The sequence below is a fragment of the Pseudomonas sp. MYb185 genome (assembly GCF_002979975.1).
GTDB lineage: Bacteria > Pseudomonadota > Gammaproteobacteria > Pseudomonadales > Pseudomonadaceae > Halopseudomonas.
Genome location: NZ_PCQD01000006.1, coordinates 1 through 15,773 on the forward strand (window position 1 = coordinate 1; position 15,773 = coordinate 15,773).

The 15,773-nt window shown below is 63.6% G+C and carries 11 protein-coding genes and 1 pseudogene; 5 read left to right on the plus strand and 7 right to left on the minus strand.

The features are described 5' to 3' along the window. Window positions 1-268: 268 nt before the first annotated feature. Window positions 269-1,415: pseudogene (locus tag CQ007_RS10750) on the plus strand (DEAD/DEAH box helicase); the annotation flags it as partial. A gap of 418 nt (window positions 1,416-1,833) precedes the next feature. On the opposite strand, the gene CQ007_RS10755 reads toward CQ007_RS10750, so the two are convergent. The 3 genes from CQ007_RS10755 to CQ007_RS10765 are packed head-to-tail and all read right to left on the minus strand — an operon-like array spanning window position 1,834 to window position 7,546. Then, window positions 1,834-4,641, minus strand: a complete 2,808-nt coding sequence (locus CQ007_RS10755; RefSeq protein WP_105645832.1) for an FAD-binding and (Fe-S)-binding domain-containing protein — start codon at window positions 4,639-4,641, stop codon at window positions 1,834-1,836. 13 nt (window positions 4,642-4,654) lie between these two features. Next, the gene (lldD, locus tag CQ007_RS10760) at window positions 4,655-5,809 is read right to left on the minus strand and encodes an FMN-dependent L-lactate dehydrogenase LldD (RefSeq protein WP_105645833.1); all 1,155 of its coding nucleotides are present in this window, start codon (window positions 5,807-5,809) and stop codon (window positions 4,655-4,657) included. Between the two features lie 42 nt (window positions 5,810-5,851). Beyond that, the gene (locus CQ007_RS10765; RefSeq protein WP_105645834.1) at window positions 5,852-7,546 is read right to left on the minus strand and encodes an L-lactate permease; all 1,695 of its coding nucleotides are present in this window, start codon (window positions 7,544-7,546) and stop codon (window positions 5,852-5,854) included. 208 nt (window positions 7,547-7,754) lie between these two features. On the opposite strand from CQ007_RS10765, the gene CQ007_RS10770 reads away from it, so the two are divergent. From CQ007_RS10770 to CQ007_RS10780, 3 genes are all read left to right on the plus strand, one after another. After that, window positions 7,755-8,525 carry an FCD domain-containing protein gene (locus tag CQ007_RS10770; protein ID WP_105645835.1) on the plus strand — a complete coding sequence of 257 codons (771 nt, stop codon included), beginning with the start codon at window positions 7,755-7,757 and terminating at the stop codon, window positions 8,523-8,525. 109 nt (window positions 8,526-8,634) lie between these two features. Then, entirely contained in the window at window positions 8,635-9,225 is a 591-nt protein-coding gene (locus tag CQ007_RS10775; protein ID WP_105645836.1) for a DUF3617 family protein, read from the plus strand. Between the two features lie 65 nt (window positions 9,226-9,290). Beyond that, window positions 9,291-10,091 (plus strand): universal stress protein, encoded by an 801-nt coding sequence (locus tag CQ007_RS10780; protein WP_105645837.1) that lies wholly within the window; start codon window positions 9,291-9,293, stop codon window positions 10,089-10,091. Between the two features lie 64 nt (window positions 10,092-10,155). On the opposite strand, the gene CQ007_RS10785 is transcribed toward CQ007_RS10780, so the two are convergent. Then, entirely contained in the window at window positions 10,156-11,340 is a 1,185-nt protein-coding gene (locus tag CQ007_RS10785) for an acyl-CoA dehydrogenase (protein WP_105645838.1), read from the minus strand. Between the two features lie 156 nt (window positions 11,341-11,496). On the opposite strand from CQ007_RS10785, the gene CQ007_RS10790 reads away from it, so the two are divergent. Then, window positions 11,497-12,402 carry a LysR family transcriptional regulator gene (locus CQ007_RS10790; RefSeq protein ID WP_105646038.1) on the plus strand — a complete coding sequence of 302 codons (906 nt, stop codon included), beginning with the start codon at window positions 11,497-11,499 and terminating at the stop codon, window positions 12,400-12,402. A 626-nt stretch (window positions 12,403-13,028) separates the two neighbouring features. On the opposite strand, the gene CQ007_RS10795 is transcribed toward CQ007_RS10790, so the two are convergent. Genes CQ007_RS10795 through CQ007_RS10805 form a run of 3 tightly spaced genes read right to left on the minus strand, consistent with a single transcriptional unit; the run spans window position 13,029 to window position 15,756 of the window. Further along, window positions 13,029-13,793 (minus strand): ABC transporter ATP-binding protein, encoded by a 765-nt coding sequence (locus tag CQ007_RS10795; protein ID WP_105645839.1) that lies wholly within the window; start codon window positions 13,791-13,793, stop codon window positions 13,029-13,031. Then, window positions 13,790-14,755: an iron chelate uptake ABC transporter family permease subunit gene (locus CQ007_RS10800; RefSeq protein WP_105645840.1), complete on the minus strand. Its 966-nt coding sequence runs from the start codon at window positions 14,753-14,755 to the stop codon at window positions 13,790-13,792. The genes CQ007_RS10795 and CQ007_RS10800 overlap by 4 nt, the downstream gene beginning before the upstream one ends. Next, window positions 14,746-15,756 carry an iron chelate uptake ABC transporter family permease subunit gene (locus tag CQ007_RS10805; protein ID WP_218278867.1) on the minus strand — a complete coding sequence of 337 codons (1,011 nt, stop codon included), beginning with the start codon at window positions 15,754-15,756 and terminating at the stop codon, window positions 14,746-14,748. Before CQ007_RS10805 ends, CQ007_RS10800 begins: the two co-directional genes overlap by 10 nt. Window positions 15,757-15,773 lie beyond the last annotated feature (17 nt).

A 15,773-nucleotide genomic window follows, 5' to 3' on the forward strand; every position in this document is an offset into this window, starting at 1 on the left:
GGGCAATAGTAGATAACAGCCTCCTATCCCGCCTTTTGGGTTCGCGAGCGAAGGCGAGGAAATACTTTCACGGTCTCACCTGCGCTACGCCTGCTCGGCGTCACTCATGCGTCGCGCAGGCGCTCGACCCACCCAGCAGAGAAGCTGTCAGCATTTTTTCTGTGGGGAGCGGCGATTTCTGTTAAACTCGCGTCTCTTCACCTTTCTCTTACTATCTCGGCCGCACGGACAGCCCTGTTCGCAAACGGCCATCACAAGGTTTATCTGAATGTCCTTTGCTTCTCTCGGCCTGTCCGATGCGCTTATGCGCGCTATTGCCGCAACCGGCTATACCACACCCACCCCAGTTCAAGTCCAGGCTATTCCTGCAGTACTTGAAGGCCGCGACCTGATGGTTGCAGCCCAGACCGGCACCGGCAAGACCGCTGGTTTCTCCCTGCCGATCCTGGAACGACTCTTTCCCAATGGTCAGCGCCCCGCCGACTACAAGCGCGTCCCGCGCCAGGTCCGCGCACTGGTGCTGACACCGACCCGCGAACTGGCGGCCCAGGTGCATGACAATATCCGCTCCTACGCTACCGAACTGCAGCTGCACAGCGCCTGCATCTTCGGCGGTGTGGGTGCCAACCCGCAGATGAAAGCGCTCGCCCCCGGTCTGGATATCCTGGTGGCCTGCCCCGGCCGCCTGCTGGATCTGGTCGGTCAGCGCGCCGTCGATCTGTCTGCCGTCGAGTATTTCGTCCTGGACGAAGCCGACCGCATGCTCGACATGGGCTTCATCCACGATGTGAAGAAGGTCATCGCCAAGCTGCCGGCCAAACGTCAGAACCTGCTGTTCTCGGCCACCTTCTCGGCCGAGATCACCGAGCTGACCAACCGCCTGCTGCACAATCCGGCGCGCATCCAGGTCACCCCGCTGAACACCACGGTCGAGCGCATCGAGCAGCGCGTCTATCGTGTCCAGGCCGGTCACAAGCGGGCCCTGGTGGCCCATCTGATCACCATGGGTGCCTGGGAACAGGTGCTGGTGTTCACCCGCACCAAACACGGCGCCAACCGCCTGGCCGAATACCTGGAAAAGAACGGCCTGCCGGCCGCAGCGATCCATGGCAACAAGAGCCAGAGCGCGCGCACCAAGGCCCTGGCCGATTTCAAGGCCAACAAGATTCGGATACTGGTTGCCACCGATATCGCCGCCCGCGGCCTGGATATCGACCAGCTGCCGCATGTGGTCAACTTCGAGCTGCCCAACGTATCGGAAGATTACGTGCACCGTATCGGTCGTACCGGCCGTGCCGGTCGCAGTGGCGAAGCAGTGTCGCTGGTCAGCCCCGACGAGGAGAAGCTGCTCAAGGCCATCGAGCGCCTGACCCGGCAGAAGTTCGAGGAAGGCAGCCTGGAGGGCTTCGTCCCGCCGGCCCAGGCCGAACTCAACAGTGACCGCCCGGAACGCCCTCGTGGTGCCGCCCCCTCCAAGGGCCGCAACCAGCGTCCGGCGGGCCAGCCCCGCGGCCAGGGCCGCAACGACAAGCCGCGCAGCAGCAATGGCGCCGGCAAACCGCGCCGGCCACAGCAGGCCCGGCCCGGCATCGTCGAGCCGGAGGACGCGGTGACCCGCGAACGCCGTCTGCAGGCACTGGGTAACAAGGCTGTTCCGGCCACGCCGGCCTCGGGCAACCGCCCCCATGGTCGCAAGCAGGAAAAACCGGCGCTGCTCGGTAGTTGATCTGCCTCCCCGGGAGCCCTCGCGGCTTCCGGGGTATAGCGCTCCTGCGCCATGCCGATAGCACTGCGGTGTCGAGCCCAATTGCCGGCGCTCGACCACGCCGAAGGCTAGACCAGCGGCTGGGTCGCCCGGTCGACCAGATACACCAGCCCGTGGTAGTCGATACCACTGTGGCTGCTCAGGCCGATCTCACAGGTCCGGCTGGTGGAAATTCCCTCCTCGCAGATCCCCACCACACCCTTCAGATTGCGCAGGGCGTGGCTGTTCAATTGCGGCACACTGAAGCCCTTGTCACCGGCAAAGCCACAACAGTGGATTCCCTCGGGGATCACCACCTGCTCACTGCAACGCCGGGCAATCTCGATCAACCCTTCCGCCTCACCCAGATGCTGGGTACTGCAGGTGACATGCACGGCCACCGGCTGCGGTTGCGCAGTGAAGGACAGCCGCTGGTACAGATGCGTGCGGATGAAGCGCACCGGGTCATGGATATCCAGCCGCGCGTCGGTATTGTCCTGCAGTAGCCGCAGGGTGCAGGGGCTGGTATCGCAATAGATCGGATCACGGCCGTCACGACTGGCATCCAATAGCGCATCGAGCAGCTCCCGACGCTTGCGCTCGCCCTGTTCGGGATAGCCCTTGGAGGTGAACGGCTGCCCGCAGCACAGCTCATCCAGGCCCGCCGGGAACACCACCTGGTAACCGGCCTTCTCCAGCAGGTGACGGGTCTTGTCCAGCAGCGACACTTGCTCACGGTCACCCCGCGCCGGCCCCATCACCCGCGATACGCAGGCCGGCAGGTAGACCACCCGCGGCCGCTCGGCAACGACTGCCGGCGACGGCTGGATGAGCCGCACGGCCTGCGGCATGGCCGGCGTCCAGGTTGGCAGACGCTGCCCGGACAGGCGCGTGAGCGAGGCGCTGAGACGCTGCAGGCGCGGCGCACCGAGCAGCCGCTCGCTGGCCGAGGCCAGGCGCAGGGTCAGGCGCATGCCACCCAGCGCGGCGCCGAAGTGCCCGGCCAACCAGTCGGCCCGGCCACCATGGGCAGCCTGCCCGGCGCGCAGCTGGCGCACCAGATCGCCGGTGTTGATACCGACCGGACAGCGCTGCGCGCACAGACCGGTAGCCGCACAACTGTCGATACCCTGGTACTGATAGGCCTGCTCCAGCTCGCTGGTGTCGATGCCGGCACGCTTCTTCGCCTGGATGTCACGCCAGATGACGATACGCTGGCGCGGCGTCAGGGTCAGGCCATTGGATGGACATACCGGCTCGCAGAAGCCGCATTCGATGCACTTGTCGACGATGGCATCGGCGGCCGGCAGCGGCTTGAGGTTCTTCAGGTGAATACGCGGGTCTTCGGACAGGATCACGTCCGGGTTGAGCATGCCGGTCGGATCGAGCAGTCGCTTGATCCGCCACATCAGCGCATAGGCATCCGCGCCCCACTCCAGCTCGACGAAGGGTGCCATGTTGCGCCCGGTGCCGTGCTCGGCCTTCAGCGCCCCACCGAATTCCACCGCCACCAGCTGCGCCACGTCACCCATGAAGGCTTCATAACGCGCCACCTGGGCCGGATCATCGAATCCCTGGGTGAAGACGAAATGCAGGTTGCCCTCCAGCGCATGACCGAAGATGATCGCCTCGGTATAGCCGTGGCGGTCGAACAGCTCGAGCAGGCGATTGACGCCCTCCGCCAGCGCCTCAACCGGGAAGGTCACGTCCTCGATGATCACCGTGGTACCGATGGCACGCACCGCACCGACCGCCGGAAAGGTATCCTTGCGAATGCGCCACAACTGGTTGTAGACCAGCGGATCGGTACTGAAATCGACCTGCTTCTCCCGCGGGAATTCGGCGACGGCAGCCATGATCCGGCTGATCTGCTCGTCCAGCAGGCTTGCAGTGGCCGCGCGCGATTCCACCAACAGCGCACAGGCATTGGCCGACAGTTCGCGCACCCAGGCGGGCATGCCCTGCATGTCCTGCACCGACCGCAGACTGCGACGGTCAAGCAGTTCCACCGCCGATACCGGCTGCTGCTTCAGCACCGGCACCGCCCGGCAGCAGGTTTCCACATCGGGAAACACCAGCAAGGCACTGGCCTTGTGCGGATGCTCGGGTACGGTGTCATAGGTCACCGAGCTGATGAAGCCCAGCGTGCCTTCGGAGCCGACCATCAGGTGGCTGAGAATGTCCAGTGGCTCATCGAAATCCACCAGCGCGTTGAGCGACAGTCCCGTGGTGTTCTTCAGCCGATACTTGTGGCGGATACGCTCGGCCAGTTCGGTATTGGCCCGGGTCTGCCGGCCCAGCTCGGCCAACCCGGCCAGCAGATCGGCATGGCTACGGCGGAATGCCGCCACGCTGGCCGTATCCTCGGTATCCAGTACCGTGCCATCGGCCAGTACCAGGCGCAGCCCGGCCAATGTGTAATAGCTGTTCTGCGCGGTACCGCAGCACATGCCACTGGAGTTGTTGGCGACAATGCCACCGATCTTCGCCGCATTGATCGAGGCCGGATCGGGACCGATCTTGCGCTGCAGGGGGGCCAGGGCGGCATTGGCGGCGGCGCCGATCACCCCCGGCTGCAAGCGGATGCGCGCACCACCATCGAGGATCTCGCGCCCATTCCAGTGGTCTCCGAGCACGATCAGCACCGAATCACTGAGCGCCTGGCCGGACAGGCTGGTGCCCGCGGCGCGGAAGGTCACCGCCACGCCAAAACGCCTGGCCAGTTGCAGCACGCCAACCACCTCGCGCTCGGCCTCGACACGCACCACCAGTTGTGGGATCAGCCGGTAGAAACTGGCATCGGTTCCGAAGGCCAGGGTCGACAGCGGATCATCGAACAACCGCTGGGCGGGAATCAGCCGCCGCACAGCGGCGAGGAAATCAGCGGGCAGCTTCATCGGCACTCCATGGTCATAGCGACAGATGCGCCAGCTCGCGCACCAGCAGGTCGGGGGTGATCTCGCTGATCGAGCGGGCACCGGTCAGCACCATGGCCACGCGCATTTCCTTCTCGATCAGCTCCAGCAGGTTGGTGACACCGGCGCCGCCATGCACCGCCAGGGCATAGATGAAGGCGCGGCCGAGCATGGTGCAATCGGCACCCAGCGCCAGCATGCGCACCACATCCAGCCCGGTGCGGATACCGGAGTCAGCGAGAATCTTGATCTGCCCCTTCACCGCATCGGCGATGGCCGGCAAGGCCCGGGCACTGGACAGCACACCATCCAGCTGGCGGCCGCCGTGGTTGGACACGACGATACCGTCGGCGCCGAAGCTCACTGCATCCTTCGCGTCCTCGGGGTCGAGAATGCCCTTGATGACCATGGGGCCGTCCCAGAATTCGCGAATCCACTCCAGGTCCTTCCAACTGATCGACGGATCGAAGTTGGCGCCCAGCCAGCCAATGTAGTCCGCCAGTCCGGTCGGGTTGCCACGGTAGGTGGAAATATTGCCCAGGTCATGCGGCTTGCCCCGCAGGCCCACATCCCAGGCCCAGCGCGGATGGGTCACCGCCTGCAGCATGCGCCGCATCGCGGCGTTGGCACCGCTCATGCCGGAGTGGGCATCGCGGTAGCGTGCGCCCGGTACCGGCATGTCCACGGTGAACACCAGGGTGGTGACGCCAGCAGCCTTGGCCCGCTCCAGGGCGTTCTTCATGAATCCCCGATCACGCAGCACATATAGCTGGAACCACATGGGCCGGTCGATGGCCGGCGCCACCTCCTCGATCGCACACACCGAGACGGTGGACAGGGTGAAGGGGATCCCCTTGGCAGCGGCTGCAGTCGCCGCCTGCACCTCGCCCCGGCGCGCGTACATACCGGTCAGACCGACTGGCGCCAGGGCCACCGGCATGGCCAGGGTCTCGTCGAACAGCCGGGTTTCCAGGCTCAACTCGGACATGTTCTTCAGTACCCGCTGGCGCAACGCGATACCGGCCAGATCCTCGACGTTGCGCTTGAGCGTATGCTCGGCGTAGGCACCGCCATCGATATAGTGGAACAGGAACGGCGGCAGTCGGCGTTCGGCGGCGGCACGGTAATCGGTAGAGGCAGAAATGATCATCGAACTAATCCCATGTTTTATCGTAAGTGGTCAGCGCCCGCATCAGCCCAGGGCCACCGGATCGGTCAGACCCAACACATAGCAGCCGATCAGGGTAATGATGCCGGTCAAGGTCACATAATAGATAGTCGGCCAGATGGTCTTGCGCAGGGTAAGCCCTTCACGGCCCAGCATACCCACTGTAGCCGAAGCCGCGACCACATTATGGATAGCTATCATGTTACCGGCGGCAGCTCCCACCGCCTGGGCGGAGATCACCAGCACCGTAGACAGCCCCAGGCTGTTCGCCACACCGAACTGGAACTGGCTGAACATCATGTTGGAAACGGTATTGGAGCCAGCCAGGAAGGCACCCAGTGCGCCAACTGCCGGAGCGAACAACGGATAGATACCGCCCACATTGTCAGCGACGAAGTGCGCCATGGCCACCGGCATGCTCGGCAGCTCGGCGCCGTTGATCCCCGAGTTGATCAGGATGCGTACCATGGGCACGGTGAACAGCAGCACGAAGCCGGCACTGAGCAGAACACCACTCGACTCGCGTACCGCCCGACTGAGCTCACTCAGACGCATGCGATGGATGAAGAAGGTAACCATCACCACTGCCACCAGCACGCCGCCGGGCAGGTACAGCGGGTCAAGACCCGCATTGATCCCGGCCTCTCCCAGTATCGCGGTGAAGTTCAGCGCCACGCCTTTCAGCGCTGCGGTGACCTCGGGGAATACCCGGCTGACCACCAACAATGCCCCCACCAGCACATAGGGGATCCACGCCCGCAGCGCACTCATCGGGCGGCTGCCGAGATCCTCGGCACGCATCTCGATGGTGCCCACCCAACTGAGCGGCCAGTCCTTGCGGTCAGCGAACTGCCAGACATTCTTCGGCACCAGAAATCCAGCCCGGGCAGCCAGGGTAACCACTGCCAGGCCGACCAGACCACCCAGCAGCGAAGGAAATTCCGGTCCGAGGAAAATACCGGTCAGGGCATACGGCAGGGTAAAGGCCAGACCGCCGAAGAGAGCGAAAGGTACTGCCTCCCAACCCGCTTTCCAGCTTTTTTCCTTACCGAAGAAACGGGTCAGCATCAGCACCATGAGCGCCGGCATGATGGTACCCACCATTGCATGAATGATGGCCACCCGTACCGAGATCCAGTTCAGGTAATCGGTCCAGGCATAGCCATGGGCAATCAGTGTTTCGGCAATGGCGACGTTATCCACCCCAGCGCTGACGCCGACGATGATCGGCGTACCTACCGCGCCGAAGGACACCGGCGTGCTCTGCAGCAGCATGCCCATCAATACCGCAGCCATGGCCGGGAAGCCCATCGCCACCAGCAGTGGTGCAACGATCGCCGCCGGGGTACCGAACCCGGAAGCACCCTCGATGAAGCAGCCGAACAGCCAGCAGATGATCACCACCTGAATGCGCGGATCAGGACTGATGGCGGCGAAACCCGAGCGGATGGCGGCAATGCCGCCGGAATATTTCAGGGTGTTGAGCAGCAGGATGGCACCGAAGATGATCCATAGCAGACTGAGCGTGATCACCAGCCCCTGCAGGGTCGAGGACAGCACCCGGTTGAAGCTCATGTCCCAGGCGAACAGGGCGATCAGCGCGGTGATGCCGTATACCACCGGCATCGCGGTCCTGGCCGACCAGCGCAGACCGATCAGCAGGACGCCGGCCAGAAGAATAGGTGCAAACGCCAGCAAGGCGAGAAATCCAGATGACATACAGCGCTCCATAATTGTTATTGGAGAGGCTTCAGGTAAATTGGTAATACCAATTTACCGCGGATGAGGATCAGCGTAAAAAAGCCATGCCGGCATGTCAAACATATAATTCTTAGACATTGGTCTTATCGGCGAACAAAGGCTTTTCCGGTTGCAGGCCAGCCGGCATAATGCATCGTCATTGGTCAGACCAATAGGAGCAGCCATTATGGAAATCGGCCAGATCCAGCAGCGCCGACTGTCGGACAATATCGTCGAGCAGTTGGAGTTGATGATGCTCGACGGTGCCCTCAAGCCAGGCCAGCGCCTACCGGCGGAACGGGTGCTTGCGGAACAGTTCGGCGTGTCCCGCCCTTCCCTGCGCGAAGCGATCCAGAAGCTTGCTGCCCGCGGCCTGCTGACCAGCCGCCAAGGCGGGGGCAACTATGTCACCGAGTCACTGGGCTCGAGCTTCAGCGACCCGCTGCTGGGCCTGCTCGAAGGCCGCCCCGACGCCCACCGCGACCTGCTGGAATTTCGCCACACCCTGGAAGCCGATTGCGCCTACTACGCTGCACTGCGTGCCACCGAGCTCGATCACCAGCATCTGCGTGAAGCCTATGAGGCGCTGCAAGCCTGCTATACCAGTGGCGACACCGGCGGCCGCGCCGAAGAAGGCGCCGCCGATGCGCGCTTTCATCTGGCGATTGCCGAAGCCAGCCACAACATCATCCTGCTGCACACCATCCGTGGCCTGTTCGACCTGCTCAAGCGCAACGTGGTGACCAATATCGGCGGCATGTATGCGCTGCGCCCGGAAACCCGGCAGATGCTGATGAGGCAGCATCAGCAACTGTTCGAAGCCATCATCGAGGGGCGTGCCGAGGATGCCCGGCGCCACGCTGGCGCGCATATCGGCTATGTGCAGGAAGTGCTGGCCGAGCGCCAGCAGGAGGAGCAGCGCCGTAGCCGGGCCAGGCGGCGGGAAACGCCGCGCTAGAGCTATTGGCGCTTTTGCGCGTCAAATTCGTGGCGCAATCGAGCGCAGCGGCTATAGTCACTGTTTACCCCATTAATGGGGGGCTGCGTCCAAACAGGAGGCTTCGATAATGAAAGGCGCATTACCCGCTCTCCCACTGCTCGTTGCGTTCACTTTTTCCGTCCATGCCTATGAACTGAGCCCTACCCTCGAAGCGGGTTTGTGGCGCAGTGAAACACGTATTCTTATAGGCCCCGAAGACCGTATCGAGGCCCTGCAACAGGCCCAGCAGCAGATGCTGGAGGAGCTGCCGGGCGAGCGCCGGGCGTTGCTGGACGCCGCCATCAGTCAGAGTCCCCCGAAAGTCAAAATGGAATGCATCACTGCACAACGTGCCGAAGAGCTGGTGCAGATAGAGACCCTGCAGCGGGAAATCCAGCGCGATGTGCCCGAATGTGAGCTGACGGTACACCCGGTGGATCGCTCGACCCTGAGCATCCATGGCCACTGCCAAAGCGATCAGGGCTTCAATGGCGACATGCAGGGCCACCTGGAAATCATCAGCAGTTATGAGGTCCGCTCATCCTATCTGGGCCTCGGCCAGGTCCGCAGCGAACCAGACAACCCCGCAGCGACAGCCAGTATCCAACTGCAGGAAATCTCCCGCTGGACTACCGAGGATTGTGGAAAGGTGACGCCGCAGGAGCGTCTGTCGTTTTGATCCTGGTCAGCCCTCATGCGCCAGCCATGGACTAGACTTGCGTATATGACAACAGGAGGCTGCCCATGCTGAAGCACTGTATTCTCGGTTTCGACTATTCGGAAAGCTGGCAGAAAACCTGCGATCGGCTGCCATCGGTATTGCAGCTGGCCGGCGTGCAGAAGCTGACGCTGGTACATGTGGTGGACACTACCCGGCGCATGAACGTAGAGGACAGCGCCGCCGCAGCTGCCAGTCACCTCAAGGAGCTGTCCGCCAGTCTCGGCGCGGAACTGGGCATCGCCGTGGATTACGAGGTGCGCCAGGGCTTCGCCGCCACCGAGCTGCATGAAGCGGCGCGGCGGCACAAGGCCGATGGCCTGATCGTACTGAACCAGAGCCATTCCGCCGGGCGCGCCCTGTTCTATGGCAACATCACCCTGAACCTGGCGCGCCTGACCCGCCTGCCACTGCTGATCCTGCCGGGCGGCGGGCCGGTCGTGGAGCCCAGCGCCCCGGTATTGCTGGCCACCGACGGCTCGCGTCCGGCACGGGTCGCCCAGCGTGCCTTCGAGCATTTCCTCAGCGGAGGCCGCCACGGCCTGGTGCTCTGGGTGGAAACCGAAGAAGTCGATAATGTCGCCACCATCAATGAGCAGGTGGCGGAGATCACCAGCCGTCATGAACAGGTGATATCACGCCACGTGAAGGGTTCGGCGGTACGGGAAATCGTAAAGACCGCCGAGGCCGAACAGGTGGCACTGGTGATCCTCGGCAAGCGCGGCACCACGCCGATCCAGGACCTGCTGATCGGCAGTACCGCCGAGGGTGTAGCCCGGGAATGCCGGCAGCCGGTGCTGCTGATTCCCGCCAACACCGAGATCTGATCCCCAAACGCAGACGGCCCCGGTAGCTACCGGGGCCGTCTGTCTCACACGATGCGAAGCCGCTTCAGAAGAACGCTTGCAGTCCGGTCTGCGCCCGGCCCAGGATCAGCGCGTGCACATCGTGGGTACCTTCATAGGTGTTGACCACCTCGAGGTTGACCACATGGCGGATCACGCCGAACTCGTCGGAGATACCATTGCCGCCGAGCATGTCCCGCGCCACCCGAGCGATATCCAGCGACTTGCCGCAGGAGTTGCGCTTCATGATCGAGGTGATTTCCACCGCTGCGGTACCTTCGTCCTTCATCCGACCCAGGCGCAGGCAGCCCTGCAGCGCCAGGGTAATCTCGGTCTGCATGTCGGCCAGCTTCTTCTGCACCAGCTGGGTCTGCGCCAGCGGGCGGCCGAACTGCAGACGGTCCAGCGTGTACTGGCGGGCGGTATGCCAGCAGAACTCGGCCGCGCCCAGGGCGCCCCAGGCGATGCCGTAACGGGCCGAGTTCAGGCAGGTGAAGGGCCCGCGCAGACCGGTTACGCCGGGCAGCAGGTTTTCTTCCGGCACGAAGACATCGTCCATCACGATTTCACCGGTGATCGAGGTACGCAGCCCGACCTTGCCCTTGATCGCTGGCGCGCTCAGGCCCTTCCAGCCCTTCTCCAGGATGAAACCACGGATCACGTCATCCTCGGTCTTGGCCCAGACCACGAACACATCGGCGATCGGGCTGTTGGTGATCCACATCTTGGCACCCTTGAGCAGGTAGCCGCCATCGACCTTCTTGGCACGGGTAACCATGGAGCCCGGATCGGAGCCGTGATTCGGCTCGGTCAGACCGAAGCAGCCGATATATTCGCCACTGGCCAGCTTGGGCAGGTACTTCTGTTTCTGCTCCTCGGAGCCGAACTCGTTTATCGGCACCATCACCAGGGATGACTGCACGCTCATCATCGAGCGATAGCCGGAATCCACCCGCTCGACTTCGCGGGCAATCAGGCCATAGCACACATAGTTCAGACCGCTGCCGCCATACTCGCTGGGAATGGTCGCGCCCAACAGGCCGAGTTCACCCATTTCGCGGAAGATCGCCGCGTCGGTCTGCTCATGACGGAAGGACTCCAGTACCCGTGGCATCAGCTTGTCCTGGCAGTACTGCGCTGCCGAGTCACGCACCATACGCTCTTCTTCAGTGAGCTGTTGATCCAGCAACAGCGGGTCCATCCAGTTGAAACTTGCTTTGCTATCGGCCATGGGTACTCCATAGAGAATGTCGTTGTAGATGCGAGCCTGTTGCCGGCCCCTTGAACTGCAAAACAGACTAGCCTTCGGACGGAGCTTAGGCAAACGCGTTTTTTGCAGCATGTTGTGCTAACTTGGAACTCCGTGATGGTTATCCGTGAGAGTGACATGCGCCGCAAGATCCCCCCGACCCAGGCCCTGATCTGCTTCGAGTCCGCCGCCCGGCATGAGAGTTTCACCAAGGCTGCCGAGGAACTGGCGCTGACGCAGAGCGCGGTATGCCGGCAGATTGCCAATCTGGAGAGCTTCCTCGATATTCAGCTGTTCCGCCGCACCCGCAGGGGCGTGAGGCTCACCGAGGCCGGCCAGACCTACAGCCGGCGCATCGCCAACCGCCTGGACGCAGTGGAACGCGACACCCTGTCGGTGATGGGCAACCAGGGCACCGCGACCCTGGAGCTGGCCCTGGTGCCGACCTTCGGCACTCAATGGCTGCTGCCGCGCCTGGGCCGTTTCCTTGTGCAACATCCGCAAGTCACCATCAACATGACCAACCGCACCCGGCCCTTCCTGTTCGCCGACACCGAGTTCGATGCGGCAATCTATTTCGGCGACGGAGAATGGTCGGGCACCGAGGTGCATTTTCTGATGAATGAATCACCGGTGCCGGTGTGCAGCCCCGGGCTGCTGGCAGGCCAGGCACAGCTGACCCCGCAGCAGATCAGCCAACTGCCGTTGCTGCAGCAGTCAACCCGTCCCTATGCCTGGCGCCAGTGGTTCGCCTCCTGCGACATGCGTATCGAGCATGATCTCAATGGCACCCGGCTGGAGCTGTTTTCGATGCTGGCCCAGGCCGCCATGCATGGTATGGGTGTGGCCCTGATTCCGCCGTTCCTGATCCGCAACGAGCTGGAGAGTGGCCGACTGGTCGTGGCCTGCCCGCGCAGCTTCGACAGCAGCAATGCCTATTACCTGGTGATTCCCGAACGCAAGGCCGAATCCGCCACCTTGCAGGGATTCCGCGACTGGGTGATCCAGGAAGCTGAAACATACCGTGGCACAAACGGAGTGTAGCGCCCCTGCCCTACGCCTGGCGGCCTGCCAGCCAACAGCGTCGTCGAGCAGGCGCTCGACAACCCGAGGGCGGTACCGGGGTGTAGCGCGCCCGCGCTACGCCTGGCGGCCTGCCAACCAGCAACGTCGTCGAGCAGGCGCTCGACAACCCGAGGGCGGTACTGGGGTGTAGCGCCCCTGCGCTACGCCTGGCGGCATGCCAACCAGCAACGTCGTCGAGCAGGCGCTCGACAACCCGAGGGCGGTACTGGGGTGTAGCGCCCCTGCGCTACGCCTGGCGGCATGCCAACCAGCAACGTCGTCGAGCAGGCGCTCGACAACCCGAGAGCGGTACTGGGGTGTAGCGCCCCTGCCCTACGCCTGACGGCCTGCCAACCAGCAACGTCGTCGAGCAGGCGCTCGACAATCCGAGAGCGGTGCTGGGGTGTAGCGCCCCTGCGCTACGCCTCGCGGCATACCAACCGGCAACGTCGTCGAGCAGGCGCTCGACAACCCGACGGTCGTACCGGGGTGTAGCGCCCCTGCGCTACGCCTGGGGGCCTGCCAGCCAACAGCGTCATCGAGCAGGCGCTCGACAACCCGAGGGCGGTACCGGAGTACTCGACAACCCGGGTCCTCTTCCCCGGTCAGGCCATGCGGAAATAGACGCAGATCCGCTGCCCATTGACCTCATGCACGGCGATATCCATCTCGTACAGATCGCGCAGCACCTCATCACGGATGATCTGCTGCGGCGTGCCCTGGTAGGCCGGCTTGCCCTGGCGCATGGCGATGATGTGGTCGGAATAGCAGGAGGCGAAGTTGATATCGTGCAGCACCACCACCACGGTCTTGCCCTTCTCGTCGGCGGCGCGGCGCAGCAGTTGCATCATGTCCACGGCAAAGCGCATGTCGATGTTGTTCAGCGGCTCATCCAGCAGTACGTACTCGGTGTCCTGGCACATGACCATGGCCACGTAGGCTCGCTGACGCTGGCCGCCGGACAGCTCGTCGATCGGCCGGTCGCGGTACTCGTTCAGCCGCAGGTAGTCCATGGCCTCATCCACGTGACGCATGTCCTCGGCGGTCAGGCGTCCGCCCGAATGCGGAAAACGGCCGAAGGCGACCAGATCCCGCACCGTCAGGCGCAGCGAAGTCTGGTTGTCCTGACGCAGGATCGACAGGCGCCGGGCCAGCACGCTGCCCGGTGTACGGGTGACATCCATGCCATCGACCAGTACCGTGCCGGCGCTCATCGGCGTCAGGCGGCTGATCATCGACAGCAGCGTCGACTTGCCCGCCCCGTTCGGCCCGATGATCGAGGTAAAACCGCCCTTGGGAATGCTCAGGCTGACGTCATCGACCACCAGCACATCGCCGTAGCGCTTGGAAACACCTTGGGTTTCAATCATTGTCTGACTCCGCGCATCAGCAGCGCTATGAACAGCAGGCCGCCGGCCAGCTCGATGACCAGCGCCAGCGGCAGGGTTGAGGCCAGCACATGCTCCAGCAGCACCTGACCACCGACCAGGCAGATGATCCCGGCCAACACACTGGCCGGCAGCGTCCAGCAGTGACGCGGGGAGCCAGTGAACCAGTAGGCCAGGTTGGCGATCAGCAGGCCGAAGAAAAGGGTCGGGCCGACCAGCACCGTGGCCACCGACACCAGGATCGCCACCACCGCCATGATGCCCAGCACTACCCGCCCGTGGGCAACGCCGAGGTTGATGGTGATATCCCGCCCCAGCGACAGCACATCCAGGCAACGCCACCAGCGCAGCAGCAACAGACCGCCCAGCGTCAGGGCAACCGCCGCTGCGCCCAGCAGCTGGGTATTGATGCGCCTGAAACTGGCCTGGGGCACGCCAGTGCTGATACCGAACTCGCTCGGGTCAAGTACCCGGGCGCCGAGCTCGGAAAGCTCGCGGAACAACATACCGGCCAGCATGCCAAGCAGAATCATCAGATGCAGACTGCGCACCGAGCCGGAAAACAGCAGGCGGAACAGCAGCAGCGCCAACATCACCATTACCAGCACCTGCATGGCAAAGCGCAACGACGGCGGCCACTCGGCCAGTTGGCTACCGCCCCAGACCAGCAGTGCCAGGGTCTGCACCAGCACATAGAGCACATCGAACCCCATCAGCGCCGGCGTCAACAGACGGCTGTGGGTAATGGTCTGGAACAGCACGGTGGAAATACCAATGGCGCAGGCGGTGAGCAGCAATGCCAGCAGCCGGCTACCACGGTACTGCAGGATGAAGTCCCAATCGGTCTGCACGTTCACCGTCATGAAGCCGACCATGCACAGCAGCGCCAGCACGCCCAGCACCAGCACCCGCAGCGCCGGACTGCGCCAGGAAGTCAGGACCATTTCGCCCTCCCCTGCAGCAGGACCGCGAGAAACACCACGCAACCACCAATCGACAGCAGATTGGACGAGGGCACCTCGTAGGGATGGATCAGCAGCCGACCCAGCAGGTCAGCCGCCAGCAGCAGGGCCGCTCCCAGCAGCGCCACCAGCGGTATCGACCGGCGCAGGTTGTCCCCGGCCAGCAGCCGTACCAGATTCGGCGCCACCAGCCCGATAAAGGGAATCACCCCGGCGGTCACCACCACGCTGCCGACAATCATCGCCACCAGCACCACACCGGCGCCCATCAGCAGCGAGTAGTTGACACCGATATTGGTGGCGAAATCACGACCCATGCCAATCACGGTAAAGCGATCGGCCAACAGCATCGCCGCCCCGGTCAGGCCGGCCGCTATCCACAGCAGTTCATAGCGACCGCGCAACACCGCCGAGAAATCACCGCTATTCCAGGCGCGCAGTGATTGCGAGAGGTCGAAGTGGTGCGCCAGCAGGCCACTGCCGGCATGTATCACCCCGGCCATGACCAGACCGACCAGCGGCACGATCAGTGCCGAGCGCAGCGGCATGCGCTGCAGTACCCCGAGAAACAGCAGGATACCGCCAGCGGCAAAGGCACTGACCACCAGAAACCGGCCCCACAGCGGCAGCCCCTGGGGCAATGCGATAGCCAGCACCAGCATACCAAGCGCAGCTACTGCCATCGGGCCGGTGGTGGAGGTATCCACCAGCCGGTTGCGCGCCATCATCTGCAGCATCGCGCCGGCCACCGCCAGCGCGGCGCCGGCCAGAATCAATGCGATGGTGCGCGGCAGACGGCTGACGAAGAGAATCTTGGAAATCCGGTCATCCGGGTCGGCAGTGAGGACATTGAGCAGACTCATGCGGCTGGCACCGACATTCAGACTGCACAACCCCAGTACGACCACCAGGCCCAACAACAGGAACAACCAGAGAGCGCCCATGCGGGGCGCCCTGGATGGAGAAGAAATGGAATGGGACATGCATCCTGCCTGACCAG